This is a genomic window from Methylomonas stagni (assembly GCF_050154735.1).
GTDB lineage: Bacteria > Pseudomonadota > Gammaproteobacteria > Methylococcales > Methylomonadaceae > Methylomonas > Methylomonas koyamae_A.
This window is the reverse complement of record NZ_CP189557.1, coordinates 3,036,113-3,058,869: the sequence shown is the minus strand read 5'-3', so window position 1 is coordinate 3,058,869 and position 22,757 is coordinate 3,036,113. Positions and strand designations below refer to the sequence as shown.

At 58.0% G+C, this 22,757-nt stretch carries 15 protein-coding genes and 1 pseudogene; 6 read left to right on the top strand and 10 right to left on the bottom strand.

Annotated elements, in window-relative coordinates:
* Positions 1–27: 27 nt before the first annotated feature.
* Entirely contained in the window at positions 28–3,501 is a 3,474-nt protein-coding gene (locus ACP4CD_RS14085; protein WP_426991380.1) for a hypothetical protein, read from the top strand.
* A gap of 2 nt (positions 3,502–3,503) precedes the next feature.
* Here ACP4CD_RS14085 and ACP4CD_RS14080 read toward each other — a convergent pair whose 3' ends face one another.
* The 6 genes and pseudogenes from ACP4CD_RS14080 to sucC form a co-directional block, all read right to left on the bottom strand.
* Positions 3,504–5,603 (bottom strand): putative bifunctional diguanylate cyclase/phosphodiesterase, encoded by a 2,100-nt coding sequence (locus ACP4CD_RS14080; protein ID WP_426991379.1) that lies wholly within the window; start codon positions 5,601–5,603, stop codon positions 3,504–3,506.
* A 222-nt stretch (positions 5,604–5,825) separates the two neighbouring features.
* Entirely contained in the window at positions 5,826–6,773 is a 948-nt protein-coding gene (locus ACP4CD_RS14075; protein WP_426991378.1) for a hypothetical protein, read from the bottom strand.
* Entirely contained in the window at positions 6,662–6,952 is a 291-nt protein-coding gene (locus ACP4CD_RS14070; protein WP_426991376.1) for a hypothetical protein, read from the bottom strand. The genes ACP4CD_RS14075 and ACP4CD_RS14070 overlap by 112 nt, the downstream gene beginning before the upstream one ends.
* Before the next feature lie 3 nt (positions 6,953–6,955).
* Positions 6,956–8,601: pseudogene (locus ACP4CD_RS14065) on the bottom strand (NAD+ synthase).
* A 3-nt stretch (positions 8,602–8,604) separates the two neighbouring features.
* A complete protein-coding gene (gene sucD, locus ACP4CD_RS14060; protein WP_426991375.1) occupies positions 8,605–9,477 on the bottom strand; it encodes a succinate--CoA ligase subunit alpha in 873 nt (290 codons plus the stop codon).
* Positions 9,477–10,646 carry an ADP-forming succinate--CoA ligase subunit beta gene (sucC, locus tag ACP4CD_RS14055; RefSeq protein WP_064031615.1) on the bottom strand — a complete coding sequence of 390 codons (1,170 nt, stop codon included), beginning with the start codon at positions 10,644–10,646 and terminating at the stop codon, positions 9,477–9,479. The genes sucD and sucC overlap by 1 nt, the downstream gene beginning before the upstream one ends.
* A gap of 127 nt (positions 10,647–10,773) precedes the next feature.
* Between sucC and ACP4CD_RS14050 the strand changes: the two genes are divergently transcribed.
* The gene (locus ACP4CD_RS14050) at positions 10,774–12,399 is read left to right on the top strand and encodes a sensor histidine kinase (RefSeq protein WP_313729144.1); all 1,626 of its coding nucleotides are present in this window, start codon (positions 10,774–10,776) and stop codon (positions 12,397–12,399) included.
* Entirely contained in the window at positions 12,396–13,736 is a 1,341-nt protein-coding gene (locus ACP4CD_RS14045; RefSeq protein ID WP_064031613.1) for a sigma-54-dependent transcriptional regulator, read from the top strand. Before ACP4CD_RS14050 ends, ACP4CD_RS14045 begins: the two co-directional genes overlap by 4 nt.
* Positions 13,737–13,774: 38 nt before the next feature.
* Here ACP4CD_RS14045 and ACP4CD_RS14040 read toward each other — a convergent pair whose 3' ends face one another.
* Both ACP4CD_RS14040 and ACP4CD_RS14035 read right to left on the bottom strand, forming a co-directional pair.
* On the bottom strand, positions 13,775–14,239 hold the full coding sequence (locus ACP4CD_RS14040; protein ID WP_426991374.1) for a hypothetical protein: 465 nt from the start codon (positions 14,237–14,239) through the stop codon (positions 13,775–13,777).
* Between the two features lie 132 nt (positions 14,240–14,371).
* Positions 14,372–16,207, bottom strand: a complete 1,836-nt coding sequence (locus ACP4CD_RS14035; protein ID WP_064031611.1) for an EAL domain-containing protein — start codon at positions 16,205–16,207, stop codon at positions 14,372–14,374.
* A gap of 182 nt (positions 16,208–16,389) precedes the next feature.
* Between ACP4CD_RS14035 and ACP4CD_RS14030 the strand changes: the two genes are divergently transcribed.
* Entirely contained in the window at positions 16,390–17,235 is an 846-nt protein-coding gene (locus ACP4CD_RS14030) for an HDOD domain-containing protein (protein ID WP_071154907.1), read from the top strand.
* Between the two features lie 155 nt (positions 17,236–17,390).
* Positions 17,391–19,103, top strand: coding sequence for a DUF885 domain-containing protein (locus ACP4CD_RS14025; RefSeq protein WP_426991373.1), 1,713 nt, complete (start codon positions 17,391–17,393; stop codon positions 19,101–19,103).
* A gap of 683 nt (positions 19,104–19,786) precedes the next feature.
* Here the strand turns inward: ACP4CD_RS14025 and ubiD are convergent.
* Positions 19,787–21,250 (bottom strand): 4-hydroxy-3-polyprenylbenzoate decarboxylase, encoded by a 1,464-nt coding sequence (gene ubiD / locus ACP4CD_RS14020; RefSeq protein ID WP_426991372.1) that lies wholly within the window; start codon positions 21,248–21,250, stop codon positions 19,787–19,789.
* Positions 21,251–21,389: 139 nt separating this feature from the next.
* On the bottom strand, positions 21,390–21,881 hold the full coding sequence (locus ACP4CD_RS14015) for a sterol desaturase family protein (protein WP_426991371.1): 492 nt from the start codon (positions 21,879–21,881) through the stop codon (positions 21,390–21,392).
* 590 nt (positions 21,882–22,471) lie between these two features.
* Between ACP4CD_RS14015 and ACP4CD_RS14010 the strand changes: the two genes are divergently transcribed.
* The gene (locus ACP4CD_RS14010; RefSeq protein ID WP_281022188.1) at positions 22,472–22,744 is read left to right on the top strand and encodes a hypothetical protein; all 273 of its coding nucleotides are present in this window, start codon (positions 22,472–22,474) and stop codon (positions 22,742–22,744) included.
* The last annotated feature ends 13 nt before the right edge of the window (positions 22,745–22,757 follow it).

The following is a 22,757-nucleotide window of genomic DNA, read 5'->3' as shown; positions in this document are numbered from 1 at the left end:
CACCATTGACAAGCAGCGGGGGCAACCATGGACTTAGCGAGAGCACTGGGGTTGGGAGCGGTCGAGCCGGACGAAACGGCGGCCAGGCAGCAACTACATCTCTATATCAACCTGAAATTGGCTTCTTGCGGGCAGCCGATCTGTGTCGACGCCGCCTCGGCGCGTTTCATGGACACCGCTCAGGACTTGCTGAATAGCTACTTGGAGAAGAGTCGGCTGTTGGCCAGTTCGTCGTTGTATCCGGCCGACCGGCGGATTCAGGACTTCCTCGATCGCTATTGCGCAGACTTGAATTTGCCGGCGATGCCGAGCTTGCCCACGATGACCTTCGAACTGGATCGCCACGGCGTCGCTCGCGAGTTGTCGCTGCCGATCGGCGAGGACGAATTCCGCTCGGAAATCGTGTCCAGTTTTCGGGTCAAGCAAGGGGTTTTGCACAATCCGGCCAGCGATCGGCGCACGACCAAAGGCTCGTTTCACATCGCGGATGGCGGCCTGCCGGTGCCGGGCGACAAGAAGCAAGTCCCAAAATTGACGTTTGCGCTGATGTTGGCGGAAGCGCTGAAACCACCGGCCGACATGTTGACGTTGCCGTTTACCGCCAAGCAGGCCAGACCGGCGCGGATGTTCGCATCGCTGCTGTTGCGGCCGGTCGTATGTCCGGAGATTCCCGGCGTGTCGGCCGAAAAAACGATGGAGATTCGCTTCTTCGCGCCCGGCAATTTGGTCAGCAATTTGGATTTCGTCGAAAGCATTTTCGGCAACGGCGGCAATCCGGCCTTGCCTGAGTGCGACGCGGGGCTGGATGTGGACCATTGGAGCGGTCACAGCGGTTGCGTGATATTGGCGCCGCATCTGGCCAAACTGACCAAGCAGCAAGTCGGTTTGCCGAATTGGGAAGCGGCGACCGATCGGCAGCGCGCCGACGGCATGTGCTGGCAAACCCCCGACGAACTCTACAACGACGGTCAGGCCTTCAAGCTAACCGCCCGCGACCGCTCCGGCGTTATCGTTACCTTGTTGGCCGACAACTATTACGGTTATTGCAAGAAGGAAGTCAAAACCCAGATCAGCTACGCCGCGAACCTCTACGGGTTGGCCGAGGAAGAACACGCCGGCGGCGCACTAGCGTTTCGCCGCTTCAATCACGGCGACGAATTCGGCATCGGCAGCCTGACGCGCGAGCCGGGTTACGACTTCGACGACATGGCTTACCGCTACGGCGCCATCATGGACATCCGGCCGGAAGGCTACGCGATCGACCGGCAGTACCCGGACATCGTCTACGTGCCGCAAGATTTGCGGATGAGCTTAACCACGCAACGCATCAGCTGGGTGCGTAACGGGCAAGCACACAGTATCCGCCTACAGCCCGGCAAAATTTACATTCAGCCTAACGGCTATAAAATCGAGATGTGCAAACATCCCGGCGCGCCGTCCTGGCGCTTGGTCGGCACCGTCGCCGAAGGCACGTTCTGCCACAAACCGTGCACCGTGTCTGGCGGCGGCAAGTCGGAAATCTCTAAGTCCATCGAAGATGCGGTAATCTACGGTCCGCTATTCGTCGACGACTTGCAGAACGACCTGGATCGGGTCCAAGCGATCTTCGACAGGGATTACCGGAGCGGGCGCTTTCTGCCCGGTCACGAGCATGAAGATCGCGATCCGGCCAGACCAATACTCAGCGACGAACGCAGTCTCGGGTCTGTCATCAAATTGCTGACCCCGTCGCCTTATTACACGCCGGAGTTCAACGCTTGGTTGAAGTCGATTCCGCCCAGTATTTTCGCGTTGGTATTCTTGATTAAACGCTTTTATCGCAGTGAATGGGAAAGCCGCTGGCGCGACCATTTGTCGGTGGACGTGATCGACGGCGCGCCGGGCCACGAGTTGAAACTGGATCAGCGCAAAATCGTAGCCACCTATTTGCGGGTCGGTTTCGATCAGGAGGGCGGCTGGCGCACCTTCAAGGTCCGTCAGGATTACATCGCCGCCGAGAAAGTGCAGATGGAAGACGACATCACCGCCTCGGTGGTGGTGCCCGCCGACCGGATCAAGGCTTGGTTGCCGCTGACCGACTACCCGCATAGCATCAAATTGGTCAGCAACTGCGAATATCGGCTGTTTCAACGGCCCGACGACGCGATCATTCCCGGCTACGACAAGCAAACCGAGGCCAATATGGCCGCGCCGGGCAATTTCATCGCCAACTTCGAACCGCTCGATCGCGCCAAGCTGGCGGCGGTCGTCGAGGATGTGACGACGTTCTCGCGTTTCACGCCGGCGATGCGGACTCTGTTGAACCAAGCCTACCGCGACGCCAACGGTTTCGTTGTGTCGTCGGCGCATCCGCGCTTGGTCGACGGCAAACCGTCCAAGAACCCGCGCTATCTGGAAACTCGCGCCGACATCGTCAACCCGATTCGCAAATACATCGCCGAAATCGGCGCCCGCCTGCACCGCAAGATTCCGTTGTCGGAGCCGTTATGCCATCCAGTCGACGCGGTGCTGACCGGGCGGCGGAACAATCCGCCGGAACCCGGCATTCGCCCTCTGGCGGTTTACAACCCGATTCATTATCAGGAATTGCCGGAATTGTTCATGGACTTTATCTGTTCGTTGACCGGCAAGTCGCCCTCCACGACCGGCGCCGGTAGCGAAGGCGCTTTGACCAAGGGACCGTTTAACGCGTTGCGTCCGACCGCCGATCTGAACAATGCCTTGGTATCGTTCATCCTGACCGACTATCCGGGCTTTTCCAGTTCGGCCGGTTTCATCGGGCCGGATACCCGGGTCGATCACGACATCAGCCTGTTGATCCCGGAAATCTGGGCGCGCTTGCCGCCGCGCGAGCGCCGGCCGGACTATCTGATCCAGCACGGCTATCTGGAAGCGGTGCGGGATTTCGAATACCAAGGGCGCAAGGTGTTGGCCAGCCGTTTGGGTTACCGGATTACCAGCCACTTCGTGCATGGCTTGATGGGCAAGATTTTCGATAATCCTTACGCGGTGTTCACCGACGAGATTTTGCAACCCGAACGGCAGAGTCTGGCGGTGTTTGTGGAAGGGGTTAACAATATCGTCGATACCCAGCAGCGGGTGGCCCGGCAGTATTTCGAGGATGGCAGCATTCAAGACGCTTGCCCGCCTCTGTTCGCCTTGCTGCATATCATGGCCGACGGATATTACCAGGGGATGGACGCCAGTCATCCGCAAATCCGAGCCATGTTTGGCCGCGAGGCTTTGTTGGCTTCCGATTGGTACCGCGAGCGGCTGAGTATTAAACAACAGCGAGACATTGCACTTTGGCAGGGTCATGTCGATTATTTGCAAACCTTTTTGAACGCCAGCGGACACCAGGCGCCGGCGGCGGAATTGAATTTGGTCGAGCGCTTGCAACGGGCGAAGACCCGCTTGCTGGCGGTGTCGGCGGAGGATTATCCGCAAACGCTGGTCGGCACGCTGGGTGCCGATCCGCTTGGACCTTATGCCGCGGGCTAGGCTTAAGGCCCGCCGGTTTCCAGGTAGCCGCGGAGTTCCGCCAGGTTCAACGGCGTGCTGAAGTGAAAGCCTTGCGCCAGATCGCAATCTAGCGCGCCTAGCATAGCGGTTTGCCGCTCGTTTTCGACGCCCTCGGCGACCACCTGCAAATGGATGCCGTGCGCCAAACCGACGATGGAACGGACGATACAGGCGTCGCCGGTTTCCGCGTGGAGGTCGTCGATGAAGGACTTATCGATTTTCAGCGTGTCGATCGGCAGCTGACGCAAATTATTCAGCGACGAGAAACCGGTGCCGAAGTCGTCGATGCTCAGGCGCATGCCGCGGCTTTTCATCGCCCGCATTTGCGCGATCGCCGCGTCCAAATTGTCCATCAACATGTTTTCGGTCATTTCGAATGCCAGGCGGCTGGCCGGGAAACCGGTTTCCGCCAGTATCGCGTCGATGCGATTCATCAGGTCGGGTTGCTTGAACTGGCGTGACGACAGATTGAACGCCAGCGTCAAGCCGGCCGCGGCCGGCAAGGTTAGAATGTCGCGGCAGGCGGTACGCAATACCCAAGTGCCGATCTCGACGATCAGGCCGCTGTCTTCGGCGATGGGAATGAATTCGTCCGGTTGAACCTCGCCGATGTCCGGGTGCCAGCGCAACAACACTTCGACCCCGACCGGCGCGCCGCCGGGCAAGGCTACTAGCGGCAGATAGCGCAATTGGAATTCGCCCCGGGCCAGCGCCTGATGCAAATGCTGCTCCAGCGTCACGCGCCGCAAGGACAGGGCGTTGGCCGACGCGTCGTAGAATTCGAATTTATTGCGGCCGCGCTGTTTGGCCTGGTAGAGCGCGTCGTCGGCGTGTTTGATCAAGGTTTCGCTGTTTTCCCCGTCGGCCGGATACACCCCGATGCCCAGACTGGTACCGATAAACAATTGGTGGTCGTCGATAAAAAATGCTTGGTTGACTTGCTCGATCACCCGCCGAGCGATTTCGCCGGCATCGGTGGCGGTGCGCAGATTCAGTCCGATGATCGCGAATTCGTCACCGCCCAGGCGGGCCACGGTTTCGTGCTCGCGCAAGCAAGCGGTGACGCGCTTGCCGACTTCGATCAACAGTTTGTCGCCGACCAGATGCCCCAGCGTGTCGTTGATATTCTTAAATCGGTCCAAATCCATGTAGAGCAACGCGAACTCGGTGCGATGCCGGCGCGCCTGACTAATAGATTGCGCCAGCCGTTCGTTGAACAGGGCGCGGTTGGGCAAGTCCGTCAGCGGGTCGAAATACGCTAGATGCTTGATGATTTCTTCCGAATCCTTGCGGTCGCTAATGTCGTGGATGATGGAGACAAAGTGGCTGATGGCGTTATCGTCGTCCAGAATCGGCGTGATCGACTCCAGACACCAGAATAAGTCGCCGTTTTTCTTGCGGTTCAGGAATTCGCCGTGCCAGTCCTGGCCGGCATTCAGGGTTTGCCACAATTCGTCGTAGATTTCGTTGGCGGTCAGATCGGATTTCAATAAATTGGCTTTGTGGCCGATCACTTCTTGTTCGGTAAATCCGGTGATCCGATAAAATGCCGGATTGCAGTATTCGACCTTGGCCTGGTGGTCGGTGATGATGACCATGCTGGAACTGTATTGCATCGCCAAAGACAGCTTGCGCAGTTCGCGTTCGGTCTTGCGGTGATTGTCGATTTCCTTGGCCAGCGCAGCGTTGGCGGCCATCAGTTGGCTTTGGCTGGGTATCGCCAGAATTTTCGGGATCAGCGGCCAGATTAAGACCGCCGTGGTCAACGAAGCCGCGGCGGTAGCCAGTTTGACCAGTCCCGACGCCCAATAATCAGGTACCCAAACGTTCCAGATACTCAGCAAATGGGTGGTGCCGCATAGGAAGATAAACAGACCGAATAGCCAGTATACCCAGCCGAATTGTATGTCCTGGCGGCGCTTTAACACATACACCATCGCGAACGGAATGGAGTAGTAAGACAGCACGATCAGCGCGTCGGACACGGTATGCAACAACAGCAAGTCGCTTTGCCATAAGTAACATTGGCCGTGCGGCATGTAAGCCTGCATATCGAACAAATGGGGCTGTGATTCGTGCATGGCGCTCCCGAAAACAACGCTCCGGCAATCGGCCGCCGGACCGAAAAGGCGTTACTCCCGAAGCCGGGATGACGCGCGAATTTAGCGCAAAATCCCTTGCAATAAAACAGTTTTGTAGCAGTGCGGGTTTCAGGCCGGCGGCAGCCGGCCCGTTATGTCGTGTCTGGGCTTTGACTCCGTGCCGCGCGTTGCCGACAAAGCCAGCGCGCGGCGGGACGGTTCCTACTGTTGATGTTTGCGTTTGCCCTTGGTTTTGGTTTTCGGAAATTCCTGGGCGATCAACGAACGCGCCAGTTTACGCAGTCCGTTGGACGAGACTTCCAGGCCGAGCGGCGAGCCTATCGATTCCAGTTCGTACATCAGGTCGGTCGCGGCCACCAGCGTCACGTAGCGCAAGTTCTCGCCGCCCGGCAGTTGCGTGGACGCCAAGCGCAGCAGCGGTGCCAGTTTGTCCCACGAGCTGTTGAAAAATTTCCGTACCGGATCGTTTTCCGCCACGTATTCGCCGGTCAGACCTTGTTCGAACGCGCTGCCGGCCTTTTCCAAAACCTCGCGCATCGTGGCCTTGGCCGATTCGTCGGCGGCGGTCAGTTTGGTGCGTTCGATGGCTTGCTCGACCGAGCCTTGCCAGTTTTGCCAGAGTTGCCGCCATTGCGCGAGTTCGGTTTCGGTCAATACCGGCGACGATTTGATCCCGTCGCTTTTCCGGTCGTTGGCCGTGTAGCCGACACCTAGCAACAAGCCCTTGGCGTCGGCCTTGGCTTGGTTGAAACGTAGACTGTTGACCGCGTCGTGCCAGTCTTCGCTGTGCTCCGCCGAGATAAACGGCAGCAGCGATTTGGCGATGTCCGGGCGAGCCCGGTTCAGGTCGATTTTTAGCGAGGCCAGTTTCGGTTCGGCGGCTTTTTTAATCAGCGACAGCAATTGGTCGATGTTCAGCGCTTGACCGTTGCGGTCGTAGGCCTGGGTGCGAGTGACCGGAAACGACAGCACGTTACCGGTCGAATCCAGCGTGGGCTGTTGAAAGGTTTGCAGAATGCCGGACCATTCGACGATGGTCATGCATTTGTTGCCGAGCGCGGTGCCGATCTTGGCCTGCACGTGGTTTTCGATTTTGACCAAGCCGTCCTCGCCGCCGATTTGCGGCTGGGACAAATCCAAAAACTGCATTGCTTGCCGTCCTTCCAGACGCGCGCGGTTTCGCCGGCGCCGGTGTAAAGCTGGTTGACCAGTACGCTTCTGATCAGGCCGTATTCCATCGGCACCGGCACGTTGATCTCGCGAGCCTGGGCGACTTGCGCCGTCAGCAGCACGCCGCCGGTGAATAACAGGGTACGCAGGGTTGACATGATTTACTCCGTAACGTTGTCTTGCGCGGTTGGGTTGAGTTCGGAAATGCCCCGGTAGGCCGACGAAATCGGATAACGCCGATCCCGGCCGAAGGCGCGGGGGTAATGCGGATGCCGGGCGGCGATTGCCGGCGTTTGTATTCGTTGCGATCGACCAGCGAAATCGCGCGTTCGACCGCCTCGCGCGGATAGCCTAGCTCGACGATGTCGGCGGCCGATTGATCCCGCTCTATGTACAGCGCCAAGATAGGGTCGAGTACGGAATAGGGCGGCAGCGAATCTTCGTCTTTCTGGTCCGGGGCCAATTCCGCCGACGGCGGCCGGCTAATCACCCGTTCCGGAATCACCGGCGTCAGCGTGTTGCGGTATTCGGCCAGTTGGTACACCAGTAGTTTCGAGACATCCTTGAGCGGCGCGAAGCCGCCGGCCATGTCGCCGTAGAGCGTGGCATAGCCTACGCTCATTTCGCTTTTATTGCCGGTGGTCAACAACAGTTTGCCTTGTTTGTTGGACAACGCCATCAGCAAAACGCCTCGGCAGCGGGCTTGGATGTTTTCCTCGGTGGTGTCGGTCTTGGAACCGGCAAACAGCGGCGCCAGCATGGCGTTGAACGCGGAGACGGCCGGTTCGATCGGGATCACGTGATGCCTGACGCCGAGCGCCTTGGCTTCCAACTCGGCATCTTGGTTGCTGATGTCTTGGGTATAACGCGACGGCATCAGGACGCATTCGACCCTATCCGCGCCCAACGCGTCCACCGCCAATGCCAGAACCAGTGCCGAGTCTATGCCGCCCGATAGCCCTAGGATCGCGCCTTGGAAGCCGTTCTTGCGCACGTAATCCCGAATGCCGAGCACCAGTGCCTTGTATTCGCTGACCACCGGCTGGTAGAGCGCGACGATGCCGGTTTTGGCCGGCCGCGAGCCGTTGAACTCGACGAGATCGAGTTGCTCCTCGAATTCGGCGGCGCGATAGACAATCTCGCCATCGCGATCGGCGACGAAGGAGGCGCCGTCGAAGACCAATTCGTCCTGGCCGCCGATTTGATTAACATAGACCAATGGAATGCCCGCCGCGCGAACTTGGCTGCAAATGATGGTTTCGCGTTGCTGCATCTTGCCGGCGTGGAACGGCGAAGCATTCAGGGTCAGGATGATGTCGGCGCCGGCGTCGCGATTGGCGGCGATGATGCCGTCGCGCCAGATGTCCTCGCAAATGGTCAGCGCCAGTTTCGTGGTCTTGACTTCGAAAAGACAGGTGTGCCGGCCAGCCTTGAAATAGCGTTGCTCGTCGAAGACGCCGTAGTTAGGCAGAGCGAGTTTGTGGTATTCGGCGACGATGACGCCGTCCCGCAACGCGGCGGCGGCGTTGTAGAGCGTCTCGCCTTGCCGGCTCGGGTAGCCGATCACGGCGGTAATGCCTTGGATGTCGCGCAGCAGCCGGCCCAGACCGCGTTCGGTCTGGGCCAAAAAATCGCCGCGCAACAGCAAGTCCTCCGGCGGGTAGCCGGTCACGCACAATTCCGGGAAAACGATCACATCGGCGTGTTGGTGTTTGGCTTGCTCGACGGCGGACAGGATTTTTTCGACGTTGCCGGAAATGTCGGCGACCGTGAAATTCAGTTGAGCCAGGGCGATGGTTAGAGTCATCGATTACCGGGCGATACAGCCGCGCATTGCCGCGCCGATGTCCGACGGCGAGCTGACCATGGTCACGCCGGCCGCCTGCATCGCCGCGATCTTGCCTTTCGCGGTGCCCGCGCCGCCGGTGACGATCGCGCCGGCGTGGCCCATGCGTTTGCCGGGCGGGGCGGTTTGGCCGGCGATATAACCGACCACCGGTTTGGTGACGTGGGCCTTGATGAATTCCGCAGCCTGTTCCTCGTCGCTACCGCCGATCTCGCCGACCATGACGATGCCCTCGGTTTGCGGGTCGTCTTGAAAGCGGCTTAATACGTCGATGAAGTTCATGCCGTGGATCGGGTCGCCGCCGATGCCGACGCAGGTGCTTTGACCCAGACCTTCACGGGTGGTTTGGTGGACGGCTTCGTAAGTCAACGTGCCGGAGCGGGAGACGATGCCGATCTTGCCGGGCTGATGAATATGGCCGGGCATGATGCCGATCTTGCATTGGCCGGGTGTGATAACGCCGGGGCAGTTCGGGCCGACCAGCAAGGATTGCGTGCCTTGCATCGCCGCCTTGACTTTCAGCATCTGCAACACCGGGATACCCTCGGTAATACAGACGATCAATGCTATGCCGGCGTCGACCGCTTCCAGGATCGCGTCGGCGGCGAAAAACGGCGGCACGTAAATCATCGTCGCGCTGGCGCCGGTGGCCTTGACGGCTTGCTGGACCGTGTCGAATACCGGCAAATTCAGATGGCTGGAGCCGCCCCGGCCCGGCGTGACGCCGCCGACCAGTTGGGTGCCGTAGGCTAGCGCCTGTTCGGAGTGGAAAGTACCTTGTTTACCGGTGAAGCCCTGGCAGATGACTTTGGTGTGTTTGGCTATCAGAATAGACATTAGGCCACCTCTTGAGCCAGTTTCACCGCCAATTCGGCGGCTTGATTCAAATCCTCGGCGGGCGTCAGTCCCAGGCCGGAGTTTTTCAGCATGGCCAAGCCCTGCTCGACGTTGGTGCCCTCCAGGCGGACCACGACTGGAATCGTCAGATGCATGTCCTCGACCGCCGCCAGAATGCCGGCCGCGATCACGTCGCATTTGACGATGCCGCCGAAGATATTGACCAGCACGGCTTTGACGGTGCCGTCGGACAGGATCAGCTTGAAGGCTTCCTTGACCTTGTCCTTGTTGGTACCGCCGCCGACGTCCAGGAAATTGGCCGGCGCGCCGCCTTTGAGTTTGACCATGTCCATGGTTGCCATCGCCAGGCCGGCGCCGTTGACCATGCAACCGATATTGCCGCCCAAGGTGATGTAATTCAGATCGAATTGCTTGGCCTCTGCTTCCTTGGGGTCTTCCTGGCTGGCGTCGCGCAGCGCGGCGATGTCGGGATGCAAGGCCAGGGCGTTGTCGTCGAAATTGATTTTGCCGTCCAGCGCCAGCAGTTTGCCGTCTTCGGTTTCTATCAGCGGATTGATTTCGATCTGGCTGCAATCCTTGCTTAGGAACAGTTCGTACATGCCGTTCAGGATGGCCGGCAATTGCACCTGTTGCTCTTTGCCCAAGCCGAGCGCCGCGCCGATTTGCCGGCCCTGATAGGCTTGCAGGCCGGCGGCGGGGTGCACCGGAATACGGACGATCTTCTCGGGCGTTTCGGCGGCGACGGCTTCGATGTCCATGCCGCCGGCCGCCGAGGCGACAAACAACAGGCGCTCGCTTTCCCGATCCAGCAAGAGGCTCAAATAAAATTCGTTTTTGATCGCGGATGCCTCTTCGACCCAGACGCAGTTGACCGGCAGTCCGAAGGCGTCGGTTTGATGAGTGACCAAGCGTTTTCCCAGCATTTCGGCGGCGTGCTCGGCGACTTCGCGGGCATCGCGGGCCAGCTTGACGCCGCCGGCCTTGCCGCGCGCGCCGGCATGGATTTGCGCCTTGACGACCCAGGCATCGCCGCCCAATTGTTCGGCGACCTTGGCGGCGTTCGCGGCGCACTCCGCGATATCGCCTTTCGGCACCGGTACACCGTACACGGTAAACAGTTGTTTCGCCTGGTATTCGTGGATATTCATGTCCCGCTCCGATTCACGTTGATTGCCGCCGTCACTATAAGACTAGCCGCCGGGCAGGTCCTCCGCCGACTTAATGCTATGATGAAAGCCATCTTCATTCTAACTGAAACCCGCTGACAGAGACGGCATGCCTCCCGGTCAAACCCATACCTATTACCCTTGTCCGTTTTCCCGAGGTTACGGCATACCCGAGCGGCAAGCATGGCTGATGCTGAAGATATTCGCCATCTATCGCTTCATGGCCGGCAGTTTGTTCGTGATGCTGTTTTATTTACGGTTCGGCGCATCGACGCTGGGCACCTACGACAACACATTGTACCAGTTCGCTAGTCTCGGATACCTTGCGATTTCCGTGGTTGCCGCGCCGATCACGCTCAGGCATCGCTTCGGTTACGCGATGCTGGCGCAGATGTTTATCTTCACCGATATTGTCTTTATCACGTTGATGATGCATGCCAGCGGCGGCATCGCCAGCGGCATCGGCATGTTGTTGGCGATTTCGATCGCCGCCGGCGGGCTATTGATCGGCGGCCGTTGCGCGATCTTGTTCGCGGCGCTGGCTAGTCTGGCGGTGTTGGCCGAGCAGGTTTACGCGATTCAGACGCGCAGTTTCGAGCCGGTGACGCTGACCTATTCCGGCATGCTGGGCATTTCGTTTTTCTCGATTGCGTTCCTCTCGGTGATTCTGGCTCAGCGCGCCGAGCAGTCGGCGATTCTGGCGCAACAGCAAGCACAGACTATCGCTCGCTTGGAAGGCTTGAATCGCTACATTATTCAGCATTTGCAATCCGGAATTTTGATCGTGGATGGTGAGCGAATGCTGCAATTAGCCAATCAGTCGGCGCTGCGGTTATTGGATCTGGCGGATATTCCGCCGACATTGGCGGACTTGGCGGCTCCCTTGCAAGAAGCCTTCGGCTTATGGCGCGACAACCCCGAGCAGGATTTTGCCATCTTGCATTTGTCCGGCGACAGGGAAATTCAGGTACGGTTTTCCGTGTTATCGATGGACGGCGAGGCTTTGTATCTGTTGATCATCGAGGATATCGCTTTGTATAACCAACGCTTGCAGCAAAGCAAGCTGGCTTCGCTGGGTCGCTTGACCGCCAGCATCGCCCACGAGATTCGCAACCCGCTTAGCGCAATCAGCCACGCAGGACAGTTGTTGTCCGAGGCGCCAGGCTTGCCCGCCCAGGAAGTGCGGTTAACCGAGATCATTCAGAACCACTGTCAACGGGTGAACTGTATTATCGAGGATATTTTGAAGTTGTCCCGCCGCCACTTCAGCCATAAGCAAAAAATCAATCTGGACGCTTGGTTGACGGCTTATTTCAGCGAGCAGAAATTCGATTTGGGCGGACGCGCAGATGCGTTCGCGCTGGCGTTTGTCAGGACGGGCTTGACGGCTTGCATCGACGACGGCCATTTGAAACAAATTCTGGATAATTTGTGCGCCAACGCACTGCAGTACGGCAGGCCGGAAGCGGGGAAAATCCGGGTTGTGGTCGATCTGGTCGACGAACAGCCGACGATCAAAGTGATCGACAACGGTCCCGGCATCGGCGGTGAACATCTGACGCATTTGTTCGAGCCGTTTTTCACGACCTCGCACAAAGGCACCGGGTTAGGTTTGTACATTTCCAAAGCGCTCGCGGAACTGAATCAGGCCGATCTCGGCTACGTTCAGGATGGCGGAAAATCCTGCTTCGTGCTGGCGCTGGCTAACGCGGAAAACACGGTGATAGAAATATGAGCCCACCCGTCACGCTGGTTGTCGACGACGAGCCCGACATTCGGGAATTGCTGGAAATCACGCTGAACCGAATGGACATTCAAACCCGCTGCGCGGCTGATTTGGCCGGGGCCAAGCAATTGCTGGCCAATCAACGTTTCGATCTGTGTTTGACCGATATGAAATTACCGGACGGCGACGGTTTGGAACTGGTCGACCACATCCAGGCCTGCGGTCTGCCGTTGCCGGTGGCGGTGATTACCGCGCACGGCAATATGGATATCGCCATCAAGGCCATGAAAAAAGGGGCTTTCGACTTCCTATCCAAGCCGGTCGATTTGGCGGTGTTGCGGCAGCTGGTCAACCATGCGTTGCAAGCCTCGCAAGGGCGGGCTGCCGAAAAAGAGCGCCGCACTCGCGATGTATTACTGGGCGATTCGGTGCCGATGCGGGCGATACGCTCGAAAATCGAGAAGGTGGCGCGCAATCAGGCGCCGGTCTACATCAGCGGTGAGTCCGGTTCCGGCAAGGAATTGGTGGCGCGCTTGATTCATCAGCAAAGCCCGCGCGGCGCGCAGCCCTTTGTCGCGATCAATTGCGGCGCGATTCCGCTGGAGTTAATGGAAAGCGAGTTCTTCGGTCATAAAAAAGGCAGCTTTACCGGCGCGGTCAGCGACAAGCAAGGCTTGTTTCAGGCTGCCGAAGGCGGCACGCTGTTTCTCGACGAAGTCGCCGATTTGCCGTTGCCGTTGCAAGTCAAATTGTTGCGAGCCATCCAGGAAAAGAAGGTCCGGCCGGTTGGCGAGCAACGCGAAGTCCCGGTTGACGTGCGCTTGCTGAGTGCCACGCATAAGGACTTGGCGAAAATGGTCCAGGAAGGGGCGTTTCGGCAGGATTTGTATTACCGGATCAATGTCATCGAACTGAATTTGCCGCCGCTGCGGGCCAGGGAAGCCGATATTCCGCAATTGACCCGCCACTTACTGACCAAGTTAGCCGCCGCCAACGGCACGGCAATTCCCGATCTGAGCGATGCGGCTTGGCGAGCGCTAAAGGGGTACTGCTTTCCAGGCAATGTGCGGGAATTGGAAAACATTCTCGAGCGAGCGTTGGCCTTGCACGAGGGCAATCTGATCGATGTTGACGATTTGAATTTGCCGTTGGGGCTGGAGGCTGCCGCGGCCGAGGATTTCGACGCGCAAAAGATGTCGCTCGAAAGCTATTTGGAGGGCATCGAAAAGAAAGCGCTGAGCAGTGCGTTGGAAGAAAATCGTTGGAATAAAACCGCGACCGCCAAGCAACTGGGCTTGACCTTCCGTTCGTTGCGGTATCGGCTGAAAAAGCTGGGACTGGAGTGATTGCGGCAGCCGGATCGGCTGCCGAGAAGCGGGTTCCGTTAGCGGTACTTGTCCATGGCGGCCAGTTGCTGTAGCGCGGCCTGGATTTTGGTTGTCGCGGCTTCGTCCAGTTCGTTGTTTTTATAGACTTTGTCGAGCAAGCCTTCCTCAACCAGCGCATCCTTGATCCAGCGCTTGGCAAAGGCATAGTTGCCGGAAATTTTCGCGACTTCGCCTGTTTTCGGATTTTTGACGCTGTCGGCAGTGGCGGTCGGTGCGGCGGCTTGGGCTGGCGCGGCCGGCTTGGCGGCGGTTTTGCGGGTGGAAGGACGGGGTGTCGCGGGTTTTGCGGCGGGGGCTGGCGGCGGGGGTGTCGGTTCGGCTTGACTGGCCGTGGGTTCCGGCGCCGGCGTTATCGCCGCTTCCGGTTTGGCGGCGCTCGGCTTGGGTTTTTTATCGCCCATGACCACAAAGACGACGTAAGCGACAAATATCGTGGTCGCGATGAATAACAGTTCGGCCATAACCCTTCCCCTTTGTAAATATTATTTTTTGGTTTAAGAACAATGTGATGACAATTGTAGACGCCGGCCGCGAATATACCAGAGGCGGACGAAGCGGTAAATACGGGCGATTTTCCCGGCGGGTAACTCGGCTTATTTCACCGGCGTTTGACCGGTGTGGCCGTTCAGCAAGATCGCGATCGACACTTTATGGCTATCCAGAAGATTGATGTCGGGCTTGCCGAAGGCGTAGCCCTGGCCGAAATTGACGCCGATTTCCTTGAGCTTGAGCGCGGTGCTGGCCGATTCGACGAATTCCGCGATGGTTTTTTTGCCCAATTTGGCGGCGATTTCGACCATGGATTTCACCAAAATCTGATCGGTTTCGTTTTCCAGAAGGTTTCGGATGAACTGGCCGTCGATTTTGACGTAATCGACCGGAAAGGTTTTCAGGTAATTGAACGAACAAAAGCCGGCGCCGAAATCGTCGAGGGCGAACTTGCAACCCAGCGCCCGAATTTTGTTGATCATGTGGCGGGTTTTTTCGAAATTGTCGACGGCGGCGGTTTCGGTAATCTCGAAGGTCAGGCGGCCGGCTTCCACCCAGGTCAATTCCAGCTTGTCCCGTATCGTCGGCAGCAGATCGGGATACTGGAAGGCGGTACTGGACAGATTGATCGCCAGCGACACGTAAGACATGTAAGACGGCATCGCCGCCAAAAAATCGATGGCGTGTTCGACGACCCACAGGTCGATCGCGTGGATCAAGCCGGTGCGCTCGGCGACCGGGATAAACTGATCCGGCGTGATCACTTCGTTGTTTTCGCCGCGCATGCGCAGCAACACCTCGTAGTGGGAGATATTGCCGTCGCATAACTGAACGACCGGTTGAAAAACCAGAAACAGGTTGTTTTCGCGCAAGGCCTTGCGAATCAGCGGTACCCAATAGATGTCGCGGCGGCGTTCCTTGACCGAAATATCTTCGCTGTTGTAAAGGCAGACCTTGTCTCGGCCACTGTTTTTAGCATAGTTGCAGGCCTGGCGGGCGTGCAGAATCATCTCGCCGGGATGCACGGCGGCGACCGAATTATCGAGTGCCGCAATGCCGATCGAAACCGATGCGCTATAACACACTTCGCCGGTAAAAAATCGGAAATTGTCGACCGCGTTCTTGATCGTCTCGGCGAACACTCTGGCTTGTTTTTGGGTTTTGTTTTCCAGGAACAGACAGAATTCGTCGGCGCCGATGCGGGCGAACAAACTGCCCGGCGGCGCCATTTTCCGGACCAGTATGGTCAATTCGACCAACAGACGGTCGCCGACTTCGAAACCCTCCAGCTCGTTGATCAAGCTAAAGCGATCGACGTCGATAAACAGCAGGGCGCCGTCTTTCTGCAGTTTATTGCTGCGGTTCAGGATTAAACGCAGTTGCCGTTCGAAACTGCTCCGGTTAAACAAACCGGTCAATTCGTCGTGGGCGACCAAAAACTTCAATTTGGCGTCGATGATGCTTTTGGCGGCCAGTTCGTTGATCAATTGTTCTTCCTGCTTGAAGCGCAGTAAACGCTCCTGATGCAGGCTAAGCAGAAAGCGGACCGCCAGCAACAATTCCTGGGTGTTGAATGGATTGTTGATTTTGTACACCAGGCAGTTTTCGTACTCCTGAGGGCATGGCGACGCACTGCAGTCGGGGTTTTCGTCGTCCAGGATCACGACCGGTATCACCGACGCTTCGTTGGCATTGGCCAAGCTGTGACAGAGATCCGCGGTTTTACAGGCCGGCAATTTGGCGTTCAGCACGATCAGGCCGACGGCTTGCGGCTGGTCGTGGAAGGGTTTGAGAATCTGGTAAATTTGTTCGCCGTTGCTGGCCGAACGGAGGTTTCCGAAGCCTTTGGCCTTGAGGGTGGCGGCGATTTTTTGGGCGGAAACCTCGTCATGCTCGGCAATGATGATAAGTTTTTCCTTGAGCGCGTCACTGGCAATCATCTGTCCATACCGTCCAGGTATTGAAAAAATCTTGAACCATCATAAACCATAGCGTGCGCAGGAATCCAGCAGGGTGAGGATTGAAAAATTATATAAATGGTCTAGGTTTAAACTGAGTGCTTAAAGTCATTTCTATAAAGCTGCGGTTTAGTATAGGTTAAATTTTCATTCCAATAATCCAGATGCAACTTTCTTCGTCGTTGGGTTTAAGCGTTTCGGATTTACTTCGAGGCGACATTCAGTTGGTTTCGCCCCCCAATGTTTATTTTCTGCTTAAAAAAATCATAGACGATCCGCAAAAATCGGCTAGCGATGCGGCCTTCGTTATCGAAGACGACGCGGCTCTGGCGTTGAAGGTTTTGAAGATCGTCAATAGCGCGTTTTACGGGTTTCCGTCGCAAGTCAGTTCGATCGCCAAGGCGATTTCGCTGATCGGCATGCGCGAATTGCAGAACTTGGTGTTGGCAATGGTGGTGGTCGAGCGGTTCTCGGAACTGCCGGGGCAATTGTTGTCGATGCACGACTATTGGGCGCGCAATTTACGTTGCGCGCTGCTGGCGAGAGCGCTCGACAAACTGCTGGGAAAGCGTTACGCCGATACCGCCTTCGTGTGCGGATTGGTCCACAACATCGGCCAACTGGTGTTCTACCGACGAATTCCGGTGCTGGCGCGGGAAGTCGATTTGTTGCTGCAGTCGCAAGCCCAACCGGAAAGCGACGACGAAGTGCGCATTGAGCAAAACGTCATTGGCTTCGATCATTTCCAAGTTGGCGCCGAGCTTTGCCGGCTTTGGAAGCTGCCCGAAGTCATCGTCGAAAGCGTCAGGCTGCATTGCTATCCGGACACACTGGTACCCTGCGCCGACATTGCCGCCATCGTCAGACTGGCGAATCTGCTGTGCCGAATCGAGAATCCCTACGATGCTTTTACTATCGACGCCCTGGGCTTGACGCCCGATCAGCTCAGTGTCGTGTTGGACGACATCAGCATGGAATTCGAAGGCATTTTTAAATTGTTCTATTCCTAAACCCGAAGCGGGCTATCCGAGGTCGCCGCCTTCGGACTTTCCTTCGCCGGAGCCGGCGAGTTTCAGGTTGCAGCGTCGCTATGCCCGGCTTTTCGGTTTCGCTTGGCGGCTGAATCCGGTTATTATCGGGTTTTGGCCGATTTCGAGGGAAATCCATGATGGCTGCGTCAAACAAACTTCGCCGCGCTGGGTTTTGGTGCGCTTGCTTGCTGATGTTGCGGATGATACCCGCGCATGCCGCCGAAACCCGGCCGCCGGCCTGGCCGGAATTTGTCGAAGGCTTTATTGCCGGTTACTTTGAGCAGCAACCCACCTTCGCTGCCGAGGCCGGCCGCCACGAATTCGACGGTCGCTTGCCTGATTGGAGTCCGCAAGGTTTGCGCGATACCGAACGCTGGCTGGAAGCGCAGCGGATGTTGGCGCTGGCCTATCCGGACCAAGCCTTGACGCCGGCGCAACGTTTCGAGCGTGATTACCTGCTGGCGACCGTGACCAAGGAATTGTTTTGGCGGCAAGTCGTGCGGCGGCCGTTCAAGAGCCCGCAATTTTATGCCGAGGCGCTGGACCCGAATCTGTACGTCGGCCGGCCTTACGCACCGCCGGCCGAGCGGATGCGCGCCTTCATCGCCTATGCCGGCAATGTGCCGCAAGCCGCCGCGCAAATTCGCGCCAATCTGGAATTGCCGCTGCCGCGCACCTACCTCGACATCGGCAAAACCGTATTCGGCGGTCTGGCCAAATTTTACGAAACCGAGGCCAAGGCGGCGTTTGCCGACGTTGCCGATCCGGCATTGCAACGGGAGTTTGTAGAAAAAGTCGGCCCGGCGGCACAGGCGCTGCGCGAGTTGGTGGATTGGTTGGAGCAGCAAAGGCCAACGGCGACCGACGCATTCGCGTTGGGAGCGGAAACCTTCAGCCGGATGCTGGCCGATACCGAAACCGTCGAGCTGCCGTTGCCGAAGCTGGAGCAAATGGGCCGCGCCGATTTGCAACGCAATCTGCAAGCCTTAAAACAAGCTTGCCGCCCATTCGCGCCGCAAGCCACGACGGCCGAATGCGTGGCGCAGGCCGAGGCGCATAAGCCGGCTGGCGGGCCTGTGGCCGCTGCCACCGAGCAACTCAAGCATTTGAAAGCCTTCGTCGCCGAGCGGCAATTGCTGACGATTCCGAGTGACGAAGAAGCCAATGTCGCGCCGTCGCCGCCTTATGCGCGCTGGAATTTGGCTTACATCGATATTCCGGGGCCTTACGAGCGCGGCTTGCCATCGGTGTATTACGTAGCGCCGCCCGACCCGGCCTGGACTGCGGCCGAGCAGGCTGCCTATCTGCCAGGCCAGGCCAATTTGCTGTTCGTGTCGGCGCATGAAGTCTGGCCCGGCCATTTTCTGCAATTTCTGCACGCGCATCGGGCAGGCTCCAAGTTTGCGCAGTTGTTCGGCAGCTATGCCTTTTCCGAGGGCTGGGCGCATTACGCCGAGGAATTGATGTGGGAGGCCGGCCTGCACGACGGCGATCCGGAAACCCATATCGGCCAGTTGGTCAACGCCTTGCTGCGCGATGTGCGTTTTCTGGCCGCGATCGGTCTGCATACCCAGGGCTGGAGCGTCGAGCAGGCCGAACAAATGTTCCGGGACCAGGCTTTTCGCGATCCGGGCAACGCCCGCCAACAGGCCGCGCGCGGCACCTTCGACCCGGCCTATCTGAATTACACCTTGGGGAAATTGCTGATTCGGCAATTGCGCGACGACTGGTGCGCCCGGCGCGGCGGCCGTAAAGCCTGGCGGCAATTCCACGATACGTTTTTAAGCTACGGCTCGCCGCCGATTCCGTTGGTCGCGAAGGCGATGTTGGCCAGCGAAGGGCGTTAACTCGCATCGGAAATGCGGTACGTCCGGCGCGGATCGGCGGAAGGCCGGCACTCCCATGCCGTAAATTCGAGAATTAACCGTTGGTCCCGAGCGCGGCCGGAGGGCGAACTGGTAAACCGTCCGTGGTTCGACAGGCTCACCACGAATGGTTTATGAGCTACCGCGAATGATTCGACAGGCTCACCAGGAACGGTTTACGAGCTACCGTGAATGGTTCGACAGGCTCACCGCGAACGGTTTACAAGTTCACCAGCAACGGTCTACAGGCTTGCCGCGAGCGGTATTGAGGGCCGGTTTAATCGCCAATGGCTTTGCTCTCGCGACGGCTGTTTTTATAACAAAGTCGCCGGTCCAGCCGCCGGCGCACGGTTTCGGCGCGCTGCCGATCGCGGCGGAAGTCGCGCCTACGCCGATGCGTTTTATTCCGCCCGGCGAAAATCCCGTCATGATCGTTAGGCTATGCCGGTAGGCGGTGGCGGACCTCAAATTGTGTATCGGTTTCGCTGCACCGCACGGGATTTTCGGCCGTCGCCCTCAACAGTGCCTGGACCTTTTTGCGAGATCAACAAGGCGGTGGCTTCGGCCAAGGCTTTGTCCTTCCGGTTCTTGGAAGGATTCATTTTTTGATCTCAAATTTAAATGCGGTTGAAAATTTGAGGCGACAACTATTCTGACGCGGGCGGTCAGTTGAACAGCCTGTCCCACATTCCATCGACCTTTTTAATGACGTCCTCGCGCATCACGATAGGCCTGCCCCACTCGCGTTGAGTTTCGCCGGGCCATTTGTTGGTGGCGTCGAAGCCGACTTTCGAGCCTAGACCGGACACCGGCGAGGCAAAATCCAGGTAATCGATCGGCGTGTTTTCCAGGATCGTCAAATCGCGGGCCGGGTCCATGCGGGTGGTGATGGCCCAAATCACGTCTTGCCAGTTGCGCACATCCACGTCGTCGTCAACCACGATGACGAACTTGGTGTACATGAATTGCCGCAAATAGGACCAGGTGCCGAGCATGACCCGCTTGGCGTGGCCGGCGTATTGCTTCTTCATGCTGATCACCGCCATCCGGTACGAGCAGCCTTCCGGCGGCAGGTAGAAATCGACGATTTCCGGAAACTGCTTTTGCAGAATCGGCACGAACACTTCGTTCAAGGCCACGCCCAATATCGCCGGTTCGTCGGGCGGCCGGCCGGTGTAGGTGCTGTGGTAGATCGGCACTTGCCTTTGAGTGATGCGCTCGATGGTAAATACCGGGAATTCGTCGACTTCGTTGTAATAACCGGTGTGGTCGCCGTAGGGGCCTTCCGGCGCGGTTTCGCCGGGATAGATAAAACCTTCTAGCACGATTTCGGCGCTGGCCGGTACTTGCAGGTCGTTGCTCAGGCATTTGGCGACTTCGGTTTTGGCGCCGCGCAATAGGCCGGCGAAGGCATACTCGGACAACGGGTCCGGCACCGGCGTCACCGCCGCCAGAATCGTCGCCGGATCGGCGCCCAAGGCCACCGCGACCGGGAACGGTTCGCCGGGGCGTTGTTGTTGCCATTCCCGAAAATCCAGGGCGCCGCCGCGATGCGCCAGCCAGCGCATGATGACCTTGTTTTTGCCGATCACCTGCTGGCGGTAGATGCCCAGATTCTGGCGTTCCTTGTTCGGGCCCTTGGTAATCACTAGCGGCCAGGTAATCAACGGTGCGGCGTCTTCCGGCCAGCAGGTCTGGATGGGGTAGTCGGCCAGATCGACCTCCGCGCCGATGCGGATCACTTCCTGACAGGGGGGATTGCTGACGATTTTGGGTGCCATGTTCAGAACCTGCTTTAACACCGGCAGTTTTTCGAAGGCATCCTTCATGCCCTTGGGCGGCTCGGGTTCCTTTAAATACGCCAGCAGTTCGCCGATGCCGCGCAACTCGGAAATATCGGTGGCGCCCATGCCCATCGCCACCCGTTTGGTGGTGCCGAACAAGTTGCCGAGCACGGCGATGTTGGAGCCTTTGGGATTTTCGAACAGCAAAGCCGGACCGCCTTGCTTCAACACCCGGTCGCAGATCACCGTCATTTCCAGATAGGGATCGACCTCGATTTTGATGCGTTTCAGTTCGCCTTGTTTTTCCAGTTGAGCGATAAAGTCTCTTAAGTCTTTGTATTTCATCGGATGGTGGGTGGTCGGTGGGGCAGGGCACGGCAGGTCTTAAGACCGAACGGCCGGCGGTTCCGGGCTAATCGGCGACAAGTTTGCCCGCTTTGCCGGGGGAATTGCAAGGCGAGCCGGGCGCTCGAACGGCGAGCGCTTAAATTCGGTCGGCGTCGTTAGGCTTCTGAGCTGATAGCCGGGTACCGAACAGGTAGTCGCACCCCGGCCAGGTCACGCACCAGTTGCCGGGTTTGTTTAAGGTATGGTGGTCGTAGTGCCAGCTTAAATGGCGCCGGCCCCAAGCCGGGTCTAAATGGGCCTTGCGGTGGCGGGTGTAATAAACCAGTAGCGAAAAATACAGGCCGCACGGAAAGCCGGGCCAGATCGCCAGTAACGGCGCGTGCAGCGAGGCGATGCCGGCCAATACCGCCAGTTCCTTGGTCTGAGCGTTCCATGCGTTCAAGCGGATTTTCGCGTAACCCGGATCGTACATCGCGTGTTCGGCGCAGGTCGCGTGGTGCCCGTGCCAGTGATAGGCCCAAAAGCTGTTCCGGCGCTTGCCCAGGCCGTGCAGGATAAATTTATGCATCAACCATTCGCCGAGATTGGCGTAACAGAGCGCTAGAACAAACTGGACGGCAAACATCATCGGTAATCCTGTTCGATTGGGGGAAGACGCTTTGGAGGCGGCTGTGGCGACTTGGACTGGCGTGTCGATGTTCGATTTCTTGTCGGCTGCCCCCTCATCAGGCTCGGTTTTGTGTGGCGGCGCGGCCTGCTGAAGGCTGAGCGTATGGTAACTATTCAGCGCGAAGTAAAAACGCCCTCTCCCGGCGGAACGGGGGATGAACTCCTCAATGTCAGCTATGCCGTTCGCTGAGCGGCGTCGAAGCGAAATCGCTGGCTTCGGCTCCGCTCAGCCAACGCCTCATTTCGGCTCAGCCAGCACCTTATTTCGGTTCGGCCAACGCCTTATTTCGGCTGGGCCAAAGCCTGATTTCAGCTCCGTTCAGCCAGCGGCCTACATGGACTGCAACCGTTTAACTTGGCGCCGTTGGTCATCACTTCCCCCAAAACGCATATGACTAGTTACAGCGTATTTATATAAAAAAGCTATCGATGTTATAAAAACAATCGATTTTATTTATATAAAAATCTTCTCCAGAATAGCGACCAAGCCGGACGAACCGGGCGAGATATCGCCGCCGGCCTTATCAAACACCTATCAGGAGAACAGCCATGAACACCATCAAAACCATTAAAATCGCCGCCGTTATCGCCACCGTATTGATGGCCGCCAACGTACGCGCGCACGGCGACCGAATTGAAGCCAATAGCGGGGAAGCCAAAACCGCTATCGCCGAAGTGGTCTACGACAATCCGGCCTATAGCCGGGGCATACACAGCTACCCGAACCCGATCGCGGAGCATCCGATGGGCAAAGCGCGGGCGATCTACGTCGATAAAGCATACGGCCAAGCTATTTATAGCTATCCGGGCAACTGGCGGTAATCGCAACAGCGCC

Coding starts and splice junctions, on each gene's coding strand:
- ACP4CD_RS14085 (WP_426991380.1), top strand. CDS start 28: ATGGACTTAGCGAGAGCACTGGGGTTGGGAGCGGTCGAGCCGGACGAA.
- ACP4CD_RS14080 (WP_426991379.1), bottom strand. CDS start 5,603: ATGCACGAATCACAGCCCCATTTGTTCGATATGCAGGCTTACATGCCG.
- ACP4CD_RS14075 (WP_426991378.1), bottom strand. CDS start 6,773: ATGCAGTTTTTGGATTTGTCCCAGCCGCAAATCGGCGGCGAGGACGGC.
- ACP4CD_RS14070 (WP_426991376.1), bottom strand. CDS start 6,952: ATGTCAACCCTGCGTACCCTGTTATTCACCGGCGGCGTGCTGCTGACG.
- sucD (WP_426991375.1), bottom strand. CDS start 9,477: ATGTCTATTCTGATAGCCAAACACACCAAAGTCATCTGCCAGGGCTTC.
- sucC (WP_064031615.1), bottom strand. CDS start 10,646: ATGAATATCCACGAATACCAGGCGAAACAACTGTTTACCGTGTACGGT.
- ACP4CD_RS14050 (WP_313729144.1), top strand. CDS start 10,774: ATGCCTCCCGGTCAAACCCATACCTATTACCCTTGTCCGTTTTCCCGA.
- ACP4CD_RS14045 (WP_064031613.1), top strand. CDS start 12,396: ATGAGCCCACCCGTCACGCTGGTTGTCGACGACGAGCCCGACATTCGG.
- ACP4CD_RS14040 (WP_426991374.1), bottom strand. CDS start 14,239: ATGGCCGAACTGTTATTCATCGCGACCACGATATTTGTCGCTTACGTC.
- ACP4CD_RS14035 (WP_064031611.1), bottom strand. CDS start 16,207: ATGATTGCCAGTGACGCGCTCAAGGAAAAACTTATCATCATTGCCGAG.
- ACP4CD_RS14030 (WP_071154907.1), top strand. CDS start 16,390: ATGCAACTTTCTTCGTCGTTGGGTTTAAGCGTTTCGGATTTACTTCGA.
- ACP4CD_RS14025 (WP_426991373.1), top strand. CDS start 17,391: ATGATGGCTGCGTCAAACAAACTTCGCCGCGCTGGGTTTTGGTGCGCT.
- ubiD (WP_426991372.1), bottom strand. CDS start 21,250: ATGAAATACAAAGACTTAAGAGACTTTATCGCTCAACTGGAAAAACAA.
- ACP4CD_RS14015 (WP_426991371.1), bottom strand. CDS start 21,881: ATGATGTTTGCCGTCCAGTTTGTTCTAGCGCTCTGTTACGCCAATCTC.
- ACP4CD_RS14010 (WP_281022188.1), top strand. CDS start 22,472: ATGAACACCATCAAAACCATTAAAATCGCCGCCGTTATCGCCACCGTA.